This is a genomic window from Ruegeria arenilitoris (genome assembly GCF_013030265.1).
Lineage (GTDB): Bacteria > Pseudomonadota > Alphaproteobacteria > Rhodobacterales > Rhodobacteraceae > Ruegeria > Ruegeria arenilitoris_E.
Window position 1 is genome coordinate 407,967 of record NZ_WPZQ01000003.1, and the last position, 17,800, is coordinate 425,766.

Genomic DNA, 17,800 nt, shown 5'->3' on the forward strand with positions numbered 1-17,800 from the left:
CGTTAATCATCTGGGCTGGGACGATTACCTACGCTTCCCTATGTTGCAAGCAACCAAAACGCGGCGTCACCATACATGATCCCTAACGGCACTGAATACTTATCCGCCGATCCATCCGGTATCGCTCAGGCTGCTGACCTGCTGCGTCAGGGCTTGCTGGTCGCCTTCCCGACCGAAACCGTCTACGGCCTAGGTGGTGACGCCCGAAACGGTGAGGCGGTCGCCTCTATCTACGCAGCTAAAGGACGGCCAAGCTTCAATCCGCTGATCGCGCATGTCGCCTCGGCCGAAGCTGCCAAGCGTTTCGTGCAGTGGTCCGATCAGGCGGAAAAACTGGCGGATGCTTTCTGGCCCGGCCCCCTTTCACTGGTTCTGCCCTTGCGTGATGGTCATGGAGTGTCTTCGCTGGTAACGGCGGGTCTGGACACTTTGGCTGTCCGCGTTCCCGCACATCCGACGGCACGCGCGCTTCTCGAGGCGGTTGACGGTCCGGTCGCGGCACCCTCGGCCAACCCATCCGGCCGGATTAGCCCCACCACCGCGGAGCATGTTCGCGAAGGTCTGGATGGGCGTATTGCGGCCATTCTGGATGACGGTCCTTGTGGTGTCGGTCTTGAGTCCACCATCGTCGGCCTTGCGGGCGAGCCGGCTCTGCTACGGCCCGGAGGTGTGGCATTGGAAGACATCGAAGCCGTTCTTGGTACCGAGTTACACCACCACAAGTCCGGAGATTTGCTGACGGCACCCGGGCAGCTGCAATCCCACTATGCGCCGGATGCATCCGTACGCCTGAATGCGCAATCGCGTCAGGGGGACGAGGTTTTGTTAGGTTTCGGGACAGTAGAGTGCGACGAAAACCTGTCTGCTGAAGGAAATCTGATTGAAGCGGCAGCCAATCTGTTTGCAGCATTACATAAGCTCGACGGCTCAGGGCGCCCGATAGCTGTCACCCCGATCCCCGATAATGGGCTGGGTGCAGCAATCAATGACCGTCTGCGGCGTGCAGCGGCCCCGCGCGACAGCTGATCAGGCGCGACCGGCGCTGGCTGACAGGGTCAGAGGATCGACACCAAGCGAGGCAAGCGCCGCCGCCCATTTTTCATCGTCGGGGACATCAAAGACCAGCTTTGGTGTGGCTTCAGTCGTGAGCCAGCCATTCATTGCAATCTCATCTTCAAGCTGATCCGGCCCCCAGCCGGAATAGCCAAGCATGAGCATCGAATTCAGCGGGCCACGCCCTGCGGCCACATCTTCCAGAACATCCAGTGTGGCCGTCATGCTGAAGTCATCCGTAATCTGCATCGAATGCAGGTTGGCTTCATAATCCGAGCTGTGCAGTACAAAACCGCGGGACATTTCGACCGGCCCGCCAAAATGAACCAGACGCTCACCAACTACCGGGATCTGACATGGAATATTGAGCTGCCCCAACAGGGTTTTGACCCGCAGATCAGAGGGTTTGTTGATGATCAGACCCATCGCCCCGTCATCGCCATGACTACACATATAGACCACCGAATGATCAAAGCGCGGATCGCCCATGCCGGGCATCGCAATCAACAGTTTTCCGGTAAGTTCCATAGGTAGAAATCTCTTGGCACTGACTGGTTCAACAATGGCCCCGTGCAATGGGCATTGGCAAGGGACCAACGGCGAATTCCCCCGATTTCATCGTGGTGACCGGAACGTGACTTGGCAATCCGGGCCGTAACACGCATGTATGTAGCATGAAGTCATTTCGCAAACCCATCGCGGCTGCTTTGTCAGCAAGTCTCTGTTTTGCCGCCCCCGCCATCGCGCAGGGGGTCGACAACCTTGTTCAGCTCGAGATTCTGGATGGTGGGAAGACTGCCAAGGGCACCTATCTGGGCGCGCTTCGGCTGGATTTGAAAGATGGCTGGAAAACCTATTGGCGCGCACCCGGCGATGCGGGGATTCCACCTCAGTTTGACTGGAGCGGATCGGCCAATATCGAGGATATCTCGATCACCTGGCCCGCACCTCATGTCTTTGACCAGAATGGGTTGCGTTCAATCGGCTACGAAGACCAGCTGGTTCTGCCGATTGAGATCACGCCGAGGAATGCAAAGAAACCCGTGCGACTGCGCGGCGAGATGGATCTGGGCGTCTGCAAAGATGTCTGCGTTCCCGGGCGTCTGGATTTCGACCACACCGTAGATGCGAATGCCGGGCGTAATCCAGCGATTGCCGCTGCACTGGCGCAACGCCCATATTCGGCCCGCGAAGCAGGTGTCGCCAAAGCCGCGTGCCATCTCACGCCAACAGCAGACGGTATGCAGATCGAAGCGCATATCACCATGCCCTCAAGCGGCGGTGAGGAAATCGCTGTCATTGAACCGGGCAATCCAACGCTTTGGGCGTCACCGCCCGAAACATCACGGAACGGAAATACTCTGGTTGCAAGATCCGAGGTCATCAGCGCGTCGGGCGGTCCGTTCGCATTGGACCGTTCCGAAGTTCGGATTACTGTGCTGGGTGCGAAACACTCGGTCGATATCCAGGGATGCAGCGCGGGCTGATAGAATGACACCATCGCCAAAGATCGGCGCCCTTGCCGTTGTCCTGCATCAGGAACAGGTGTTGCTAGTCCAGCGCAGTAAGCAACCTGACGCTGGATTGTGGGGATTTCCCGGCGGGCACGTGGAATGGGGCGAAACCGTTCTGCAAGCCGCCGAGCGTGAACTACTTGAGGAAACGGGGATCACAGCAGAACCCCTGCATTATCTCGACAACCTCGACCTTTTGAAACGGGATAATGAGGGGCAGGTCAGCGTACACTACCTGCTTGTCGGGGTCGCCTGCCAATATATCTCGGGCGAACCCGAGGCGGGTGACGATGCAAAAGCCGCAAGTTGGTTTCCAATTGATCAGATCCGTCAGGGCAAACTGCCAATGAGCGATCGCGTTCCCGATCTGCTCGAGCAAGCATTGAAGGCGGATCAGGCCTTTGCCCGCCCCGACAGCCGCGCATAAAGCAACCCGCATGCGATTGCGCTGATGGTCAGGATCAGAACAGCGCCAGTCAGGAAAACGCCCAACCCCATGCGCAGGACGGCAACCCCATCTTCGGCGGGATAGAAGCCTGAAAGCATGTTGAGGGGCGCGCCAGTAACGGCAGGCCAGATCATCGATACGCCAAACCAAGCCAGCAAAATCGCACCGGTCATCGCAACTGCACCGCGCACAACATGGTCCGGCGCCCGAACAGCACGTCGCATCGCGGTCATTGGTCGGGACATATCCTGTAGGATCGCCAGCAGCGCTGGCACCAAAAGCAGCACCAGCAACATTCCGAAACCCAGCCCGTAAACCAGCGTGATGACCGTTGGCTTCAGGAACTGAGCCTGCTGAGATCCCTCATACAGCAATGGCGTGAGGCCCAGAACTGTGGTCAGAGTTGTCAGCATTACGGGTCGCAATCGGTCGGCGGTGCCCTCAACAATCGAAGGCACAAGGCCACGGTCCTTTTGATAGCCGTCTATTGTGGTCACCAGAACGATAGAATCGTTGATGATGATGCCGGTCATCCCAAGCAAGCCCACGACCGTGAACATGCTCAGCGGTACATCCCAGACATAGTGTCCCCAGATTGCACCGACCAAACCAAACGGAATGATCGCCATAACCACCAACGGCCGTGTCCAGCTGGCAAAAACCCAGGCCAGAACAAGGTAGATGCCAGTCAGGCAAAGGATCAGCCCCGAGCGTGCCTCGGACAGGAATTCATCCTCCTGCTCACTCAGACCGGCCATACGCCATTCAACTTGACGCTCAGCAGCAATGTTGGGAAGGATTTCTTCGCGCATGGCACGGCCAATTTCAGCAGCCTGAGCCGGGTCATCCTCGGAAATGTCGCCATTCACCGATATCACTCTCAGACCATTTTCACGCCGCACGGTCGAGAAACCGGATTTGCGTTCAACTGAAACGATGTCGGCCAAAGGTACATAGACGCCATCCGGGGTACGCATCAGGGTTCGTTCAAGAAAATCAGCGGTCAGCTCACCCTCGGGCAGTTCCACCCGGATTTCGGCACTGCGCGGACCATCCGGGAATGTTGCTGCCTCGATCCCGTTCAGGCGGTCACGCAGGACGCGACCCAGCGTTTCAATCCGGAAGCCCAGCGCCTCGCCCTGAGCCGTCAGATCAAGGATGTACTCTTCTTTGTCATAGGCAAGGTTGTCCTCAAGCGCCGACACCTCAGGGTATTTGGAGAGCTCGGTCTGCAAATCCTCAGAGGCTGATTTAAGCGTGTTCACATCAGCGCCGTAGAACTGAACGTCAATGGCATCGCCACCGGGCCCCGATCGCCAGCCTCGGAAGCTGAGCAATTCAACCTTGGGATGGCGCGGAACAAAATCCTGCAGCTCACCTACAAACTCAAAGCTGGAATAGGGCCTCAGATCGGCATCGATCAATTCAATTGAAATGCCGCCCAACAGGTCTTCGTCTTTGCCTTCGGCAGCAGACAAGCCAAATCCGGCGCTGCCGCCAACCTCGGCGAGAACATAGTCAATCGGATTTCGTCCGTGACGCTCTTCGTAAATCTGCCCAAGCTCGTCGGTGGCTTGCTGCAGCATCCGCATCATTTCCAGCGTATCAGCACGTGTCGCACCTTCCGCCATGATGAAGTTGCCGGTCACCGAACCGCGTTCGGGTGCATTGAAGAAGCGCCAGTTCACATCGCCTCGGATGAACAGCGCAATCTGACTGGCGAGTATCGCGATCATCAGTGCGACAACCACATATCGCGCCCAGACCACCCAGGCTACCAAGGGACGGAACAGGTGATCCCGCACCCAGCGGAAGCCCCTGTTCACGATCCGGTTTGGCCAGTCATACCAATGTTCCTTGGCCGAATGCGCGATGGCGTGTGCCATGTGGTTGGGTAGAATCAGGAAACACTCGATCAGCGAGGCAATAAGAACCGCGATCACCGTGAAGGGTATGTCCCGGATCAACTCTCCAAACCGCCCTCCCACCAGAGTCAGGCCAAAAAAGGCGATTACTGTGGTCACGGTTGCCGCAAAGACCGGCATCGCCATGCGGCGAGCGGCACGTTCGGCTGCGACTATCGGGGCCTCACCCAATCGGCGGGCACGGAAATCAGCGTGTTCTCCCACCACGATGGCATCATCAACCACGATACCCAGCGTGATGATCAGACCAAAGAGCGAGACCATATTGATCGACAACCCGCCGATATACATGAATGCGATGGCTGCCGACATCGCAACGGGAATACCCGCAGCCACCCAGAACGCGATGCGCGCATTGAGAAACAGGAACAGCAGACAGACCACGAGGCCAAGCCCCACCAGCCCGTTGTCGACCAGAATATCCAGACGATCAGTGATGGCCTGCGCCCGCGTGCGGATCAGTTCGGCCGTGATACCTTCGGGCAGGCTGGCCTGCATTTCGGCCACCACGTCTTCGACCGTATGCTGAATGCCAATCGCATCCCCAAGATTGGAGCGGTCCACGCGAATGGACATGGCCGGGTTGTCCCCGACGTAATAGCTGCGATTACGAGTTACGCCTTCGACACGGATCTCGGCCACGTCGCCGACCACAAGCTTGGAGCCATCCTCGAAGGTCCGCAGCGCAATCGCTTCGATTTCTTCAGGCGTGCGCTTTTCAACGCCGGTACGAATGCGGGCATTTGCACCTGTGACATCACCTGCCGGATTCGTCGTGACTTCGGCCGCGACCGCCGAGGCGATCTCGGACATCGTGATATCGTTGGCGATCAATTGGGCTGTAGGCACCTCGACCACGATGCGAGGCGCAGCGACACCGCGGATCGTGGTGCGCGTGACCCCTGCTGCGAACAGCCGATTGATCAGTTCATCGGTGAACTTTGCCAGTTGTTCAGCTTCTATCGGGCCAGTAATAACCACATCGGTAACCCGGTCCCGCCACGCACCACGCCGGATTGAAGGTTCCTCGGAATCCTCGGGCAGATTGGTCACGCTATCAACGGCTGTGCGCACTTCTTCCACAGCGCGCGACATGTCCCAGTTGGGCTCAAACTCTAACCGAATCCGAGCCGACCCTTCGCGAGAGGTGGCTTCGGTGCTTGCCACGCCTTCAACGGCCAGCAGCGCAGGCTCGAGGATTTGAACAATTCCGTTGTCGACGTCTTCCGGTCCTGCACCATCCCAGACGACGTTAACGTCAACGCGTTCCAGAATGACATCAGGAAAGAACTGCGCCCGCATATTGGGGATTGCCGCAGCCCCCAGTACCAGCATCACCAGTAACAGCAGGTTCGCAACGGTCCTGTGACGCGTAAAGTAGCTTAGAATGCCACCTGCCGCTCCGGGAATCTCGCGGACCATACCCGTCAGCCCCCGGCCCGGTTTTCAAGGCGACGCAGAAGCGAGGCAGGAATCTTCGCCTCGTTCAGCTGCCCCAGTACCTGGGCTTTCACATCTTTCGGCATCCGGTCACTTGCCTCGACCTGCGCGACAAAACGGGCGCGTTGTTCATCGGTCAGTTCAACCATATCCGGTTCGGCTTCGACGCTTGCCTCGACCCGCAGGGGGCGCACCCGGACCCCCGTTCCCAACAGGGGTGTCCGCCCGACTACAACCTCGCGGCCTTCGAGACCCGTACCGCGTAGCAAGACCTCGTCCCCCTGACGGCGAACCAGTTGCACGGGCAGGGTTTCCAGCCGGTCATCCACGCCCAGCACCAGAACCGATCCATTTGCATCCAGAACCGAAGACGGCAGTCGAACAACACGCTCAAGCGGCTGTTCTTCGACCGAAACCGTGACGAAATCACCGGGTTTGAACCCGGGCGCATCATCAAGGCGTGCATAGATCAACCGTCCTGTCTGACCTTCGCCAGCCGAGCCACTGTCACGGCTGATGCGACCACTGGCCGACAGATCCGTGCCGGTAACCTCAAGCGATACGGTGACCGGAGCATCGATCAGATCGCCCTCGGGATCCAGCAGGCGAACATATTGTGCTGTTGAGACACGAAAGGCGACTTCAAGCGCGTTCGGGTCGACAAGTTCCGCCAGCTTCTCATTCGCCGCGACCAACCGACCTTCAACCAGCGTGACACCGGTAAGGGTCCCGTCGAACCGTGCACGAATGGTCATATCGTCCAAATCACGTTCGGCAGCCTCAAGCGCGATACGAGCCCGGGCCAAAAGGGTTGTCGCCTGATCCACCCGGGATTCAGCTTGTGCCAGCGCAATCCTGCGCGCAAGCACCGCCTGCTGGGCGGAAGTCGCAGCCAGTTCTGCCTCTTCCACGCTGGCAGTTGCACCAACCCCCCGGGATTCCAGATCGCGCTGCCGCTGCAGCGCACGTTCGCGTAACTCTGCCTGTGCTTCGGCAGCTTTCAGTTCGTCCTGCGCCAGCAACAATGAGCGTTCCGCGTCCCGCTCTTCAAACTGTGCATCCAGCAAATCGGATTTGGCCCGATCCAGCGCCGACTGGGCGTCAGCAGGATCAAGCTCTACCAGTAGTTCACCAGCGGTTACGGTCCCGCCATCCTCGAAATCTTCGGCCAGTGACATCACCCGCCCGCCCAGCGCAGCCCGCAATTCCAGTCGGCGGCGGCTTTGTACCTGTCCAAATGCCTCCAGCTGCGGGGTCACGGTATCCAGTTCAGCGGTCTGCACGGTCACGGCAAATATCCGTTCGCGAGCCTGCGGCGGCTGATTGTCCCGTGTCAGAACTTCCTGCACCGCGCCTGTGATCAACTGAACGGCAACAAACAGCAGTGCCAGCGTCAGAGACGCCAGAAAAACGCCAACAAGGCTCTGCCGCAAAAATCGCATCGATCACTCACTCCGGTTGCATCGGGCTGCCATCCGCAAAAGGTAGCCGGACGTAGAAAAATGCCAAGCCACAAAGCGGTTATGAGACGTTAAACGTACGACCAGTCTACTTCCGTCGCAGATGTTCGTCCAATCTGGGCATTATTTCCACGAAATTGCAGGGGCGGTGCCGATAATCGAACTGTTTTTCCAGAATTCCGTCCCAAGCGTCTTTGCATGCCCCCGGGCTGCCAGGCAGGGCGAACAGGTAAGTTCCCCCCGCAACGCCACCCGTCGCACGCGACTGAACAGCCGATGTGCCAATCTTTTCCATTGAAATGATTGTAAAAACCGTACCGAACGCCTCGATTTCCTTTTCGTAGACATCGCGATGGGCCTCAACCGTCACATCGCGCCCTGTCAGCCCGGTGCCCCCGGTTGATAGCACCACGTCGATATCTGGATCGGCCACCCAGGCGCGCAACTGATCTGCAATCTCCCCACGCTCATCCCGCAGGATTATGCGATCGGCGACTGTATGACCAGCGCGCTCAATACGATCAACCAGTGTTTGGCCCGAGCGGTCTTCCTCAAGCGAGCGGCTATCCGAAACTGTCAGAACAGCAATCCGGACCGGGATGAAGTCCATGGTTTCATCGATGCGAGTCATACTGTGTCAGGCCCTTTCCATGATGGCGAGCCGGATAGCCAATGCGGTGAAAATACCACCACTGACCCAGCCCAGAATACGGGACGCTCGTGGATTGTTGATCAGGACCTTTCCTGCGCCACCTGCGAAAACCCCGACCAGGCCGTTTATGACAAAGCCGCCGATTGAGATGATCAATCCGAAGATCAAAAACTGCAGCAGAACAGACCCGGCCGCCGGATTCACGAATTGCGGGATAAATGCGAGAACGAACAGGATGACCTTGGGATTGGTGAGGTTGACCAGAAACCCGTCGCGAAACGCAAATCGGGTAGGTCTGGCAGAGCCATCTGCAGATATCGCACCATGACGAATTGCACCCCAAGCCAGATACAGCAGGTATGCGACCCCAAGCCACCGGATGGCGTCAAACATCCAAGGTAAGGCCGCAACTGCAGCCCCCAATCCCAGACCAGCCAGAATGACGTGAATCATCGAGCCCAATGATATCCCAGCGCTAGCAGCAATTGCAGGCTTTGCACCAGATCGCAGCCCCTGCCCGAAACAGAACATCATATCCGCCCCGGGTGTCAGGTTCAGGGCGATGGCTGCCGGAATGAAAGCCAGCAACGTTACTGTTTCAATCATGCGTCGACCTCGAACCAATTCACGCGCGGACCAAGATTGGCGATATTAGTTTGGCCAATCGAACCGCGATATCCCCAACTGTCATGGATATGGCCACATAGCGTCAGCGCTGGTTGAATCCGCTCAACAGCATCCCGAATGGCGGATGAACCGACGGACACACCTTGTGATGTCTTGTCCCCGTATCCTTTGGGCGGTGAATGTACGATGAGGATATCGGCACTGTCGCACCGCATCAGCAACTCGGCCGCGGCCCCTTCGGACAGATCGCAGGACCAGTCACCAAAGGGGGTGACAGGTACACCATAGCCCAACCCGAACAGGTGTATGCCATCCAAGGTCATCCCAGACCCGTGCAAAACATGAACACCATCAGGGACTGCATCAGCAAGCTCTTCGGCACTTTCGGCATTGCCCGGCACCAGAATCATGGGGGCCGCGATGCCCGAGAGCATGACCATGGCCTCATCCAGACCGTGTCGCATGTTGCAATAGTCACCTGCGCCGATCACCAGATCGGCCTCGGAGCTGGCCGCGACCAGCTCTGCTGCCCGATTCCGGGCCAGGTGCAGATCGGAGAAAGCCAGAACTTTCATCACCCATTCTCCAGCCGTGCCTTGAGCTCCAACAGATCGGCCCAGGCCTGCCGCTTCATCTGCGGCTGGCGCAACAAATAGGCGGGGTGAAACATTGGAATGACGGGCAGGTTCAGTGCCTGATCCCACTTGCCGCGCAACCGCGTGATACCCCGTTTGCCCAGCACCGCCTGACAACTGATGTTGCCCATCACCACCAGCACTTCGGGTTTCGCCAGCGCGATATGGCGTTCGAGAAACGGCTTCATCATGCCAATTTCTTCTGGCTTAGGATCCCGGTTCTGTGGTGGACGCCATGGCAGAACATTGGTGATATAAACGCTTTCGGCGCGGTTCAGCTCGATGGCCGCCAGCATCCGGTCCAGCAACTGCCCGGCCCGACCGACAAAGGGCTTTCCTTCGCGATCTTCGTCCCGGCCCGGCGCTTCGCCTACAATCATCACGCGAGCCCCAGGTGTGCCATCTGCAAACACCAGTTGCCGCGCGCCGCGCTTCAGATCGCAAAGATCAAACGCTTCCATCGTCGCGCGCAGTTCGGGCAATGATCCTGCCGCTCGCGCTGCCTTTTCGGCCACGGCAGTCGGATCGACTTGCTTTGGTTTCTCCGGCGTTTTCTGAACCGCGGCAGGCTTTTTCGCTTTGGGTGCAGTATCCGGCAGCGCATATCTGTCAACCGGGGTGTCACCGATCGCATCAGTCACGCCCAGTTCAGCCTGCCATTCCAGCAAGGCACGCGCCGTATGATAGTCCAAAGCCGATTCCATGCTTCTCAATCTAACCACCTTTTGACCGAGGGAAAGCGAATAGACCTTGCCATGGCGCTCAGTCGCACCGACGATGCGGATATTCATGCTGTTTGCCTTACGATTCCTTCTGATTGGATTGCTGTTTGCCGTCTTTAGCGGCGAACCTGCCTCAGCGACTTTTCACGACCAGCATAACCAATGCCGCGCCGGTCAGTTCCAATGTGGCAGCAACTGCTGTTCGGTCGGACAAAGGTGCAGCTTTGACGGGCACTGCATCCGGGCTGGCGGCACCTATTGCGGCGGTGGACGATCCTGCGGACCGTTCGAGCGTTGCGTTGCTGGCGGCACCCGATGTGCGCCAGCTGGGGCGAACAAATGCGCCTCCAGCCTTGATTGTCCAAGTGGTTCACGTTGCAACGGGCGCGGAGAATGCGAGAAGATCACGCCCAACTTCGATCCCAGCCCCCGCCCAAAGCCGATCAATCAATGCGACGATGGATTGGTCTGTGCACCGGGTTCCGTTTGTTTACCGGGGGGCGGATGCAGTCGCCCCGGCTGGTACTTGTGTGAAGAAACCGGTTCCCAATGCCGTCAGGGGTTCAAATGTTCTGCCGGTCGGGGATGTGTACCACTCAAGGCCATCGACTGCGGAAACGGCAAGTGGTGCAAACCCGGCGAGCAGTGCCTGCCCGAAGGCGGTTGCGAGAAACTGCCCGAAGGAACGGAACCTTAGGTTGCCTCGGGCCGCGCAGCTTTCTATAAGCGGCCCGATTGTCAGACAGGAGCCCGCCAATGCGTTTCGCCCATCGTCACCTTCTTGGCATCGAGCATCTGTCGCAATCCGATATCACTGCCATTCTGGATCTGGCCGAGAAATATGTCGACCTGAACCGCCAGTCGACTAAGCATTCGGACGTGTTGGCAGGGCTGACCCAGATCAACATGTTCTTTGAAAACTCGACCCGGACACAGGCCAGCTTTGAACTTGCCGGCAAACGTCTGGGTGCGGATGTGATGAACATGGCGATGCAGGCTAGCTCGATCAAAAAGGGTGAGACCCTGATCGACACCGCGATGACGCTGAACGCGATGCATCCCGATCTGCTGGTGGTACGCCATCCACATTCCGGCGCGGTCGATCTGCTGGCGCAGAAAGTGAACTGCGCCGTGCTGAACGCGGGCGATGGTCGGCACGAGCACCCGACCCAGGCCTTGTTGGACGCGCTGACCATCCGCCGTGCCAAGGGTCGCCTCCACCGCCTGAACATTGCAATCTGCGGGGACGTGGCACACAGCCGCGTTGCCCGGTCGAACCTGATCCTTCTGGGCAAGATGGAAAACCGCATTCGCCTGATCGGCCCTCCGACGCTGGTGCCCGCTCAGTTCTCGGAATTCGGCGCCGAAATCTACGACGACATGCGCGAAGGTTTGAAAGACGTCGACGTCGTGATGATGCTGCGCCTTCAGAAAGAACGCATGGATGGCGGCTTTATTCCATCCGAGCGGGAATACTATCACCGTTACGGTCTGGACGCCGCCAAACTTGCACTGGCGAAACCGGATGCGATCGTGATGCACCCCGGTCCGATGAACCGCGGCGTCGAAATCGACGGTACACTGGCCGATGACATCAACCGCTCGGTGATTCAGGAACAGGTCGAAATGGGCGTGGCTGTCCGCATGGCCGCGATGGAGTTACTTGCCCGCAACCTGAGCGAGGCCGCATGAATAAACTGGTCGTCGCCCCACATGAACATGGTGTCCTGCGTCTGTTTTCGCTGAACATGCGCCCGGAAGAGGCGAAGTTCCTGCGTGAACCGGGCGCCGTTGATCAAGTGCTTGGTGTTCAGGGTCTTGATCCCAAGCAAATCGATGTCTTTCCCGTCTCCGACCTCGAAGAGCTAGGCCTGTTTGGCTACCTGAACGAAGGGTGCGGCGTTTCAGAGGATCAACTGGATCGCAATGCACTGGATGCCGTTGAAGGTTGGGTTCTTGTCCTGCGTAGCGCTGCCTTTGCAGGAAAGGGCGCAACGCTGAAACCTGATCCCCGGGTTCGTCTGATCGGCCTTTACACCGAAGAGGCCACCAACTGGACAGGTGGTCCGATTGAGACAGAAAGCGCGAAACCATTTTCAGCACCTCAAGGCGCAGCGCAGGATGACAGGCCACGTCGCATCGGGTCAGCTGCGCTGGCCCTTCTGATCCTTCTGATCATAGGAGGCGTTCTGTGGCTGATTCTGTGACCCGTTTCGCCCCTGACAAACAGGCCTACATTCGCACAAACGCGTGGCTGGCTGCTTTTGCCATGGCTGGTGCGATGCTTGTTCTGTGGCTTATCGGAAACCCATATGTCTGGACCGGCGCGCCCGCTGGACTTGCCGCTATCGGTATACGTGCCTGGTATCTGGCCTCAGAAGAAATGACCGCCGCCTGGGAAATGACCGAAACAACTCTGACCGGCCCCGGGCCCCGCACAGTGCCGCTGAACCAGATCACCGCCGTCAACACGATGGGCAGTTTCGTCCAGATCGTCACCAAGGGCGGTGACAAGCATCTGATCAAGTACCAGGCCGACCCCGCTGCCACCAAAGCCGCCATCGAAAGGGCGTTGCCATGAGCAATATTATTTTCACCAATGCCCGCCTGATCGACCCTGAAACCGGAACAGACGGCACTGGCTGGCTGCACGTGACTGATGGGCAAATCGTGGCGCGTGGCGAAGGAAGTGCCCCTTCGACCGAAGCGCAGGTCATCGACTGCAACGGACAATGTCTGGCCCCTGGCATTGTCGATATCGGCGTCAAAGTTTGCGAGCCGGGTGAACGGCACAAGGAAAGCTATAAATCCGCAGGTCTTGCCGCGGCGGCGGGAGGTGTGACCACCATTGTCACCCGTCCCGATACCAACCCGGCCATCGACACCCCGGAAACGCTGGAGTTCATCACGCGCCGGGCGCAAGCTGACACACCCGTCAACATGTTGCCGATGGCCGCCCTGACCAAGGGGCGCGAAGGGCGCGAAATGACCGAGATCGGATTCCTGCTGGATGCAGGTGCCGTTGCCTTTACCGATTGCGATCACGTCATCGCGGACACCAAGGTGTTTTCCCGCGCACTGACCTATGCCCGGTCCTGCGGCGCACTGGTCATCGCGCATCCGCAAGAACCGGGGCTCAGCTCCGGCGCTGCAGCGACCAGTGGCAAGTTTGCCGCGCTGCGTGGGTTGCCTGCTGTTTCCCCCATGGCTGAACGCATGGGTCTTGATCGCGATATCGCTTTGCTCGAGATGACCGGCGCGGCTTATCACGCTGATCAGATCACCACCGCCCGCGCCCTGCCCGCCTTGGAACGGGCCAAACGCAACGGGCTGGACATCACCGCCGGAACCTCGATCCATCACCTGACGCTGAATGAGCTGGACGTGGCCGACTATCGCACCTTCTTCAAGGTAAAGCCGCCGCTGCGATCCGAGGACGATCGGCAAGCCGTGATCGAAGCGGTGCGAACCGGCCTGATCGACACGATCAGTTCGATGCACACGCCGCAGGATGAAGAAAGCAAACGCCTGCCGTTTGAAGAGGCCGCCTCGGGTGCGGTCGCCCTCGAAACGCTGCTGCCTGCTGCATTGCGCCTCTATCATGCAGGCCAGCTGGACCTTCCCACTCTGTTCCGCGCCATGACACTGAATCCCGCGAAACGGCTGGGTCTGGACTGTGGCCGACTGTCCGAAGGGGCACCTGCTGATCTGGTCCTGTTTGACCCGGATGTACCCTTTGTGCTGGACCGCTTTACGCTCAAATCAAAATCGCAAAATACTCCGTTTGACGGCCAGCGCATGCAGGGTAAGGTCACCGCGACTTTTGTCGCTGGAAAAGAAGTTTACCGGAGATCCTAATGCCCTTTTTCGACAGTACCACGACCCAACTAATTCTTTGGGCCGCACTTGGGTATCTGATGGGTTCGATCCCGTTTGGCATGATCGTTGCTCGGGTGATGGGGCTGGGGAACCTGCGCAATATCGGGTCTGGCAATATCGGCGCCACCAATGTTCTGAGAACCGGCAACAAGGCCGCCGCCGCGCTGACTTTGCTGTTTGACGCGGCAAAAGGGGCGGTGGTTGTTCTGCTGGCCCGGGTTCTGGCTGGTGAGGATGCCGCGCAAATCGCGGCGCTTGCCGCGTTTCTGGGGCACTGCTTCCCAGTCTGGCTGGGCTTCAAGGGTGGCAAAGGCGTCGCGACTTTTCTGGGTCTTTGGCTGGCGCTGGACTGGCGAGTTGGGGTTGCCTGCTGCCTGACTTGGCTTGTGGCGGCTGCAATCTGGCGAATATCCTCGGTCGGCGCGCTGGCTGCAGCGGCGTTGTCGACAACCTGGATCATGGTACTGACCGACGGTTCGACCTTTATCCTCGGGATCATTCTTACCCTGTTGGTCTACTGGCGCCACAGCACCAACATCGCCCGCATCAAGGCCGGTACCGAACCTAAAATCGGAAAGTCGTGAACGCATCTGATGCGTTCCTGAATGCGTTCTTCGCCCTGCCATCCGGTACATTCACCGGACAGGCAGGAGCACGCAGATATGTCGTGACGCGACAGGCCATGGCAGGCGGTAAATCCCACAAGCTGGTTGCGCATGAACTGGGCGGAACTGACTATATCAGCCTGAACCTCTATCTCACACAGAACAGCGGTGCATTGCTGCGACCTTGCGAAATGTCCGCAGAAAAGGTTTCAAGCTTTGTATTGATGCTTGTTCCTGATCAGCCCTGACTCAGCATTTCTGAACACTCGTTATTCACCTCTGCACAATCACGATTGATTGCTTTGAACGTGATCACGGCGCTGCCCAATTGGGTTTTGTGACGGCCAATTACCGACCGCACAGGACAAAAAACTCAGGGTTGCCGCGCCATGTTTTCAGATGGTTCAACGCAGCCCAATTCACGAAAGGTGAAGTTATGAACAAGATCAAATCCGTACTGGGTGGCGTTGCGCTGTCCGTAGCAATCGCAAGCTCGGCACTGGCCGCAGGCGTCGAAATCAACGCATCCTCAACCGGCCTGGCCATGCAGGGTTATGACCCGGTCGCCTATTTCACCGAAGGCGAAGCGACCAAAGGCAGCTACAAGATCACCACGCTGCATGACGACGCGATGTACCGCTTTGCCTCCGAAGAGAACAAAGCCGCTTTCGAAGCCAATCCTGCGGCCTACCTGCCCGCATATGGTGGCTACTGCGCATTCGGTGCTGCAATGGGTTTCAAGTTTGACGGTGACCCGAACCACTGGAAAATCGTCGATAACAAACTGTACCTGAACCTGTCGCAGGACATTCAGGAACGCTGGGAAGGCGACATCCCGGGCTTCATCGAAAAAGCAAGCGCCAACTGGACAGACATTGCCGACAAGGATCCGGCAGAACTGCAGCAATAATCCGCTGATAAAAAACTGCATTTCGGCGGCGGATGTATCCGCCGCCGTTCTTCATTTGGATACTGAATTTCCCGAACCTATCTGCTGATCATAAACGCCCGGAAACACGGGTGCGCGTGCTTCAACACGGCAAAGGCGCAAATAATCGGGTTGGAATAGGTGAAACATGGGTGATCCGGCCTCCGGGCCGGGACGTAATGATCAGTACAGGTTCGTGATTGGCGATGCCGTCACGAGCTCAATTTCCGAATGGAAGGATAAAAAGATGACAGGAAAATTGGCAATCGTCACCACTGTCGCGACTTTGGCGGCAGGAACGGCCATGGCTCAATCCTCAGGTGATTTCACCGGGTTTTATGGTGGTGCTCAGTTTGGTTATGCCGACATTGACACCAGCCTTTCAGGCGTCGACGGTGACGGCGCCATCGGTGGTATCATCCTCGGTTATGATTACGACATGGGTGACTGGGTCTTCGGTGGCGGCTTTGACTATGACTGGAGCGACGTAGACCTGTCTGGCGCAGCCAAGGTAGAAGACGTGTGGCGCCTGAAGGTTCGCGCCGGTTACAAGGTCAACCCACAGGGGCTGCTCTATGGAACCACCGGCTATGCCGAAGCGAGCACCAACACGCTGGGAAGCGATGACGGCTGGTTCATCGGTGCAGGTTACGAACAGATCGTGGCACCGAATGTCAGCATCGGTGGTGAAGTGCTCTACCACCAGTTCGACAACTTCAATTCAAGCGGCATCGATGTCGATGCGACGACGATTCAGGTCCGGGCAGCGTACCGCTTCTGAATTCATTCACTTGAATGCAGAGACCCGGCTAACGCAGCCGGGTCTTTTTTGTTCAGAGTTCCAGGATCGTGCTGCCGGTGGTCTGCCGCGCCTCAAGCGCGCGATGCGCGTCAGCGACCTGATCCAGCGGAAACCGCTGATCGATGTGAATTTTAACTTCACCACCCTCGACCTTGCCGAACAGGCGGCGTGCCATTGCCTGACAAACCGCATGATCCGAGATATGCGTGAACAATGTTGGTCGCGTGATTTTGAGAGATCCCTTCTGCCCCAGTATGCCGATATTGAACGGCGGAACCGGGCCGGATGCGTTGCCGAAAGAAATCATCATTCCCAGTGGTTTGAGCGAATCCAGCGATCCTTCGAACGTATCCGCACCAACAGAATCCATAACTGCGTCTACGCCTTTGCCATTGGTGATTTCAGCCACCCGTTCGGCAAAATTCTCGGTCCGGTAGTTGATGCAATGTGCGGCCCCATTGAACTGCGCCAACCGGCATTTGTCATCCGTTCCGGCGGTTCCGATCAGAGTGATCCCCTCGGACTTGGCCCACTGACACGCGATCAGCCCCACCCCCCCGGCAGCCGCGTGAAACAGGACGGTATCGCCTCGTTTCAACGGCGTAGTGCGGTGAAAGAGATATTCAACAGTCATCCCTTTGAGCATCATGGCGGCCGCCGCATCGAACGAGATGCCTTCAGGCAAAGGACAGACCTGAGATGCAGGCATCACCCTGGCTTCGCAATATGCCCCGGACGGGGTGGCAGCATAGGCGGCACGCTGGCCGGGTTCCAGATGAGTTACGCCTTCACCAACTTCTTCAATGATACCAGCGGCTTCCATACCCAATGCATGCGGCAGTTCCAGCGGATAAAGACCCGTTCGCTGATACACGTCGATAAAGTTCAGACCGCAGGCATGATGACGAATACGCACTTCGCCAGGTCCCGGACTGCCCAGTTGCCTGTCTTCAATCTTCAGAACCTCGGGTCCGCCGGTTTCGTGAATGACTACGGTTCGTGCCGTTTGCTGCATGCTGACCTCCTGTTGCCTGCTGCAAGGCTAGCACGCCTGCGCATCAGAGCAATCCGTGTGATCGCGAGGCAGTGATCCGGTTTCGGCAAAAATAT

At 58.1% G+C, this 17,800-nt stretch carries 19 protein-coding genes; 11 read left to right on the top strand and 8 right to left on the bottom strand.

The genetic code is table 11. The features are described from left to right. The first annotated feature begins 75 nt into the window (after positions 1-75). Positions 76-1,026, top strand: a complete 951-nt coding sequence (locus GOX61_RS07300) for an L-threonylcarbamoyladenylate synthase (RefSeq protein WP_170332467.1) — start codon at positions 76-78, stop codon at positions 1,024-1,026. Here the strand turns inward: GOX61_RS07300 and GOX61_RS07305 are convergent, their stop codons facing one another. Beyond that, positions 1,027-1,581, bottom strand: a complete 555-nt coding sequence (locus GOX61_RS07305) for a YqgE/AlgH family protein (protein ID WP_170332470.1) — start codon at positions 1,579-1,581, stop codon at positions 1,027-1,029. It abuts the gene before it with no gap. Positions 1,582-1,727: 146 nt separating this feature from the next. On the opposite strand from GOX61_RS07305, the gene GOX61_RS07310 reads away from it, so the two are divergent. Then, the gene (locus GOX61_RS07310) at positions 1,728-2,540 is read left to right on the top strand and encodes a protein-disulfide reductase DsbD domain-containing protein (RefSeq protein ID WP_170332471.1); all 813 of its coding nucleotides are present in this window, start codon (positions 1,728-1,730) and stop codon (positions 2,538-2,540) included. Between the two features lie 4 nt (positions 2,541-2,544). Continuing rightward, positions 2,545-2,994: an NUDIX hydrolase gene (locus GOX61_RS07315; protein WP_170332473.1), complete on the top strand. Its 450-nt coding sequence runs from the start codon at positions 2,545-2,547 to the stop codon at positions 2,992-2,994. Here GOX61_RS07315 and GOX61_RS07320 read toward each other — a convergent pair. From GOX61_RS07320 to GOX61_RS07345, 6 genes are all read right to left on the bottom strand, one after another. Next, entirely contained in the window at positions 2,961-6,362 is a 3,402-nt protein-coding gene (locus GOX61_RS07320; RefSeq protein WP_170332475.1) for an efflux RND transporter permease subunit, read from the bottom strand. The genes GOX61_RS07315 and GOX61_RS07320 overlap by 34 nt on opposite strands. Before the next feature lie 5 nt (positions 6,363-6,367). Next, positions 6,368-7,822, bottom strand: a complete 1,455-nt coding sequence (locus tag GOX61_RS07325) for an efflux RND transporter periplasmic adaptor subunit (protein WP_170332477.1) — start codon at positions 7,820-7,822, stop codon at positions 6,368-6,370. Between the two features lie 106 nt (positions 7,823-7,928). Further along, entirely contained in the window at positions 7,929-8,471 is a 543-nt protein-coding gene (gene moaB / locus GOX61_RS07330; RefSeq protein ID WP_170332479.1) for a molybdenum cofactor biosynthesis protein B, read from the bottom strand. 6 nt (positions 8,472-8,477) lie between these two features. Next, positions 8,478-9,098, bottom strand: coding sequence for a LysE family translocator (locus GOX61_RS07335; RefSeq protein WP_170332481.1), 621 nt, complete (start codon positions 9,096-9,098; stop codon positions 8,478-8,480). Continuing rightward, entirely contained in the window at positions 9,095-9,694 is a 600-nt protein-coding gene (locus GOX61_RS07340) for a metallophosphoesterase family protein (protein WP_170332483.1), read from the bottom strand. The genes GOX61_RS07335 and GOX61_RS07340 overlap by 4 nt, the downstream gene beginning before the upstream one ends. Next, the gene (locus GOX61_RS07345; protein WP_170332485.1) at positions 9,694-10,458 is read right to left on the bottom strand and encodes a uracil-DNA glycosylase; all 765 of its coding nucleotides are present in this window, start codon (positions 10,456-10,458) and stop codon (positions 9,694-9,696) included. Before GOX61_RS07345 ends, GOX61_RS07340 begins: the two co-directional genes overlap by 1 nt. 774 nt (positions 10,459-11,232) lie before the next feature. On the opposite strand from GOX61_RS07345, the gene GOX61_RS07350 reads away from it, so the two are divergent. From GOX61_RS07350 to GOX61_RS07385, 8 genes are all read left to right on the top strand, one after another. After that, positions 11,233-12,168: an aspartate carbamoyltransferase catalytic subunit gene (locus GOX61_RS07350; protein WP_170332487.1), complete on the top strand. Its 936-nt coding sequence runs from the start codon at positions 11,233-11,235 to the stop codon at positions 12,166-12,168. Further along, on the top strand, positions 12,165-12,683 hold the full coding sequence (locus tag GOX61_RS07355; protein ID WP_170332489.1) for a hypothetical protein: 519 nt from the start codon (positions 12,165-12,167) through the stop codon (positions 12,681-12,683). Before GOX61_RS07350 ends, GOX61_RS07355 begins: the two co-directional genes overlap by 4 nt. Continuing rightward, a complete protein-coding gene (locus GOX61_RS07360) occupies positions 12,668-13,057 on the top strand; it encodes a hypothetical protein (protein ID WP_170332491.1) in 390 nt (129 codons plus the stop codon). Before GOX61_RS07355 ends, GOX61_RS07360 begins: the two co-directional genes overlap by 16 nt. Continuing rightward, positions 13,054-14,334 (top strand): dihydroorotase, encoded by a 1,281-nt coding sequence (pyrC, locus tag GOX61_RS07365; protein ID WP_170332493.1) that lies wholly within the window; start codon positions 13,054-13,056, stop codon positions 14,332-14,334. The genes GOX61_RS07360 and pyrC overlap by 4 nt, the downstream gene beginning before the upstream one ends. Further along, positions 14,334-14,939: a glycerol-3-phosphate 1-O-acyltransferase PlsY gene (plsY, locus tag GOX61_RS07370; protein ID WP_155142077.1), complete on the top strand. Its 606-nt coding sequence runs from the start codon at positions 14,334-14,336 to the stop codon at positions 14,937-14,939. The genes pyrC and plsY overlap by 1 nt, the downstream gene beginning before the upstream one ends. Then, complete coding sequence (locus tag GOX61_RS07375) at positions 14,936-15,208, top strand: hypothetical protein (RefSeq protein WP_170332495.1); 273 nt, start codon at positions 14,936-14,938, stop codon at positions 15,206-15,208. Before plsY ends, GOX61_RS07375 begins: the two co-directional genes overlap by 4 nt. A 188-nt stretch (positions 15,209-15,396) precedes the next feature. Beyond that, positions 15,397-15,870: a YHS domain-containing (seleno)protein gene (locus GOX61_RS07380; RefSeq protein ID WP_155142079.1), complete on the top strand. Its 474-nt coding sequence runs from the start codon at positions 15,397-15,399 to the stop codon at positions 15,868-15,870. A 265-nt stretch (positions 15,871-16,135) separates the two neighbouring features. Beyond that, positions 16,136-16,669 carry an outer membrane protein gene (locus GOX61_RS07385; RefSeq protein WP_155142081.1) on the top strand — a complete coding sequence of 178 codons (534 nt, stop codon included), beginning with the start codon at positions 16,136-16,138 and terminating at the stop codon, positions 16,667-16,669. Between the two features lie 52 nt (positions 16,670-16,721). Here GOX61_RS07385 and GOX61_RS07390 read toward each other — a convergent pair whose 3' ends face one another. Beyond that, positions 16,722-17,705, bottom strand: a complete 984-nt coding sequence (locus GOX61_RS07390; protein ID WP_170332497.1) for a quinone oxidoreductase family protein — start codon at positions 17,703-17,705, stop codon at positions 16,722-16,724. Between the last annotated feature and the right edge of the window lie 95 nt (positions 17,706-17,800).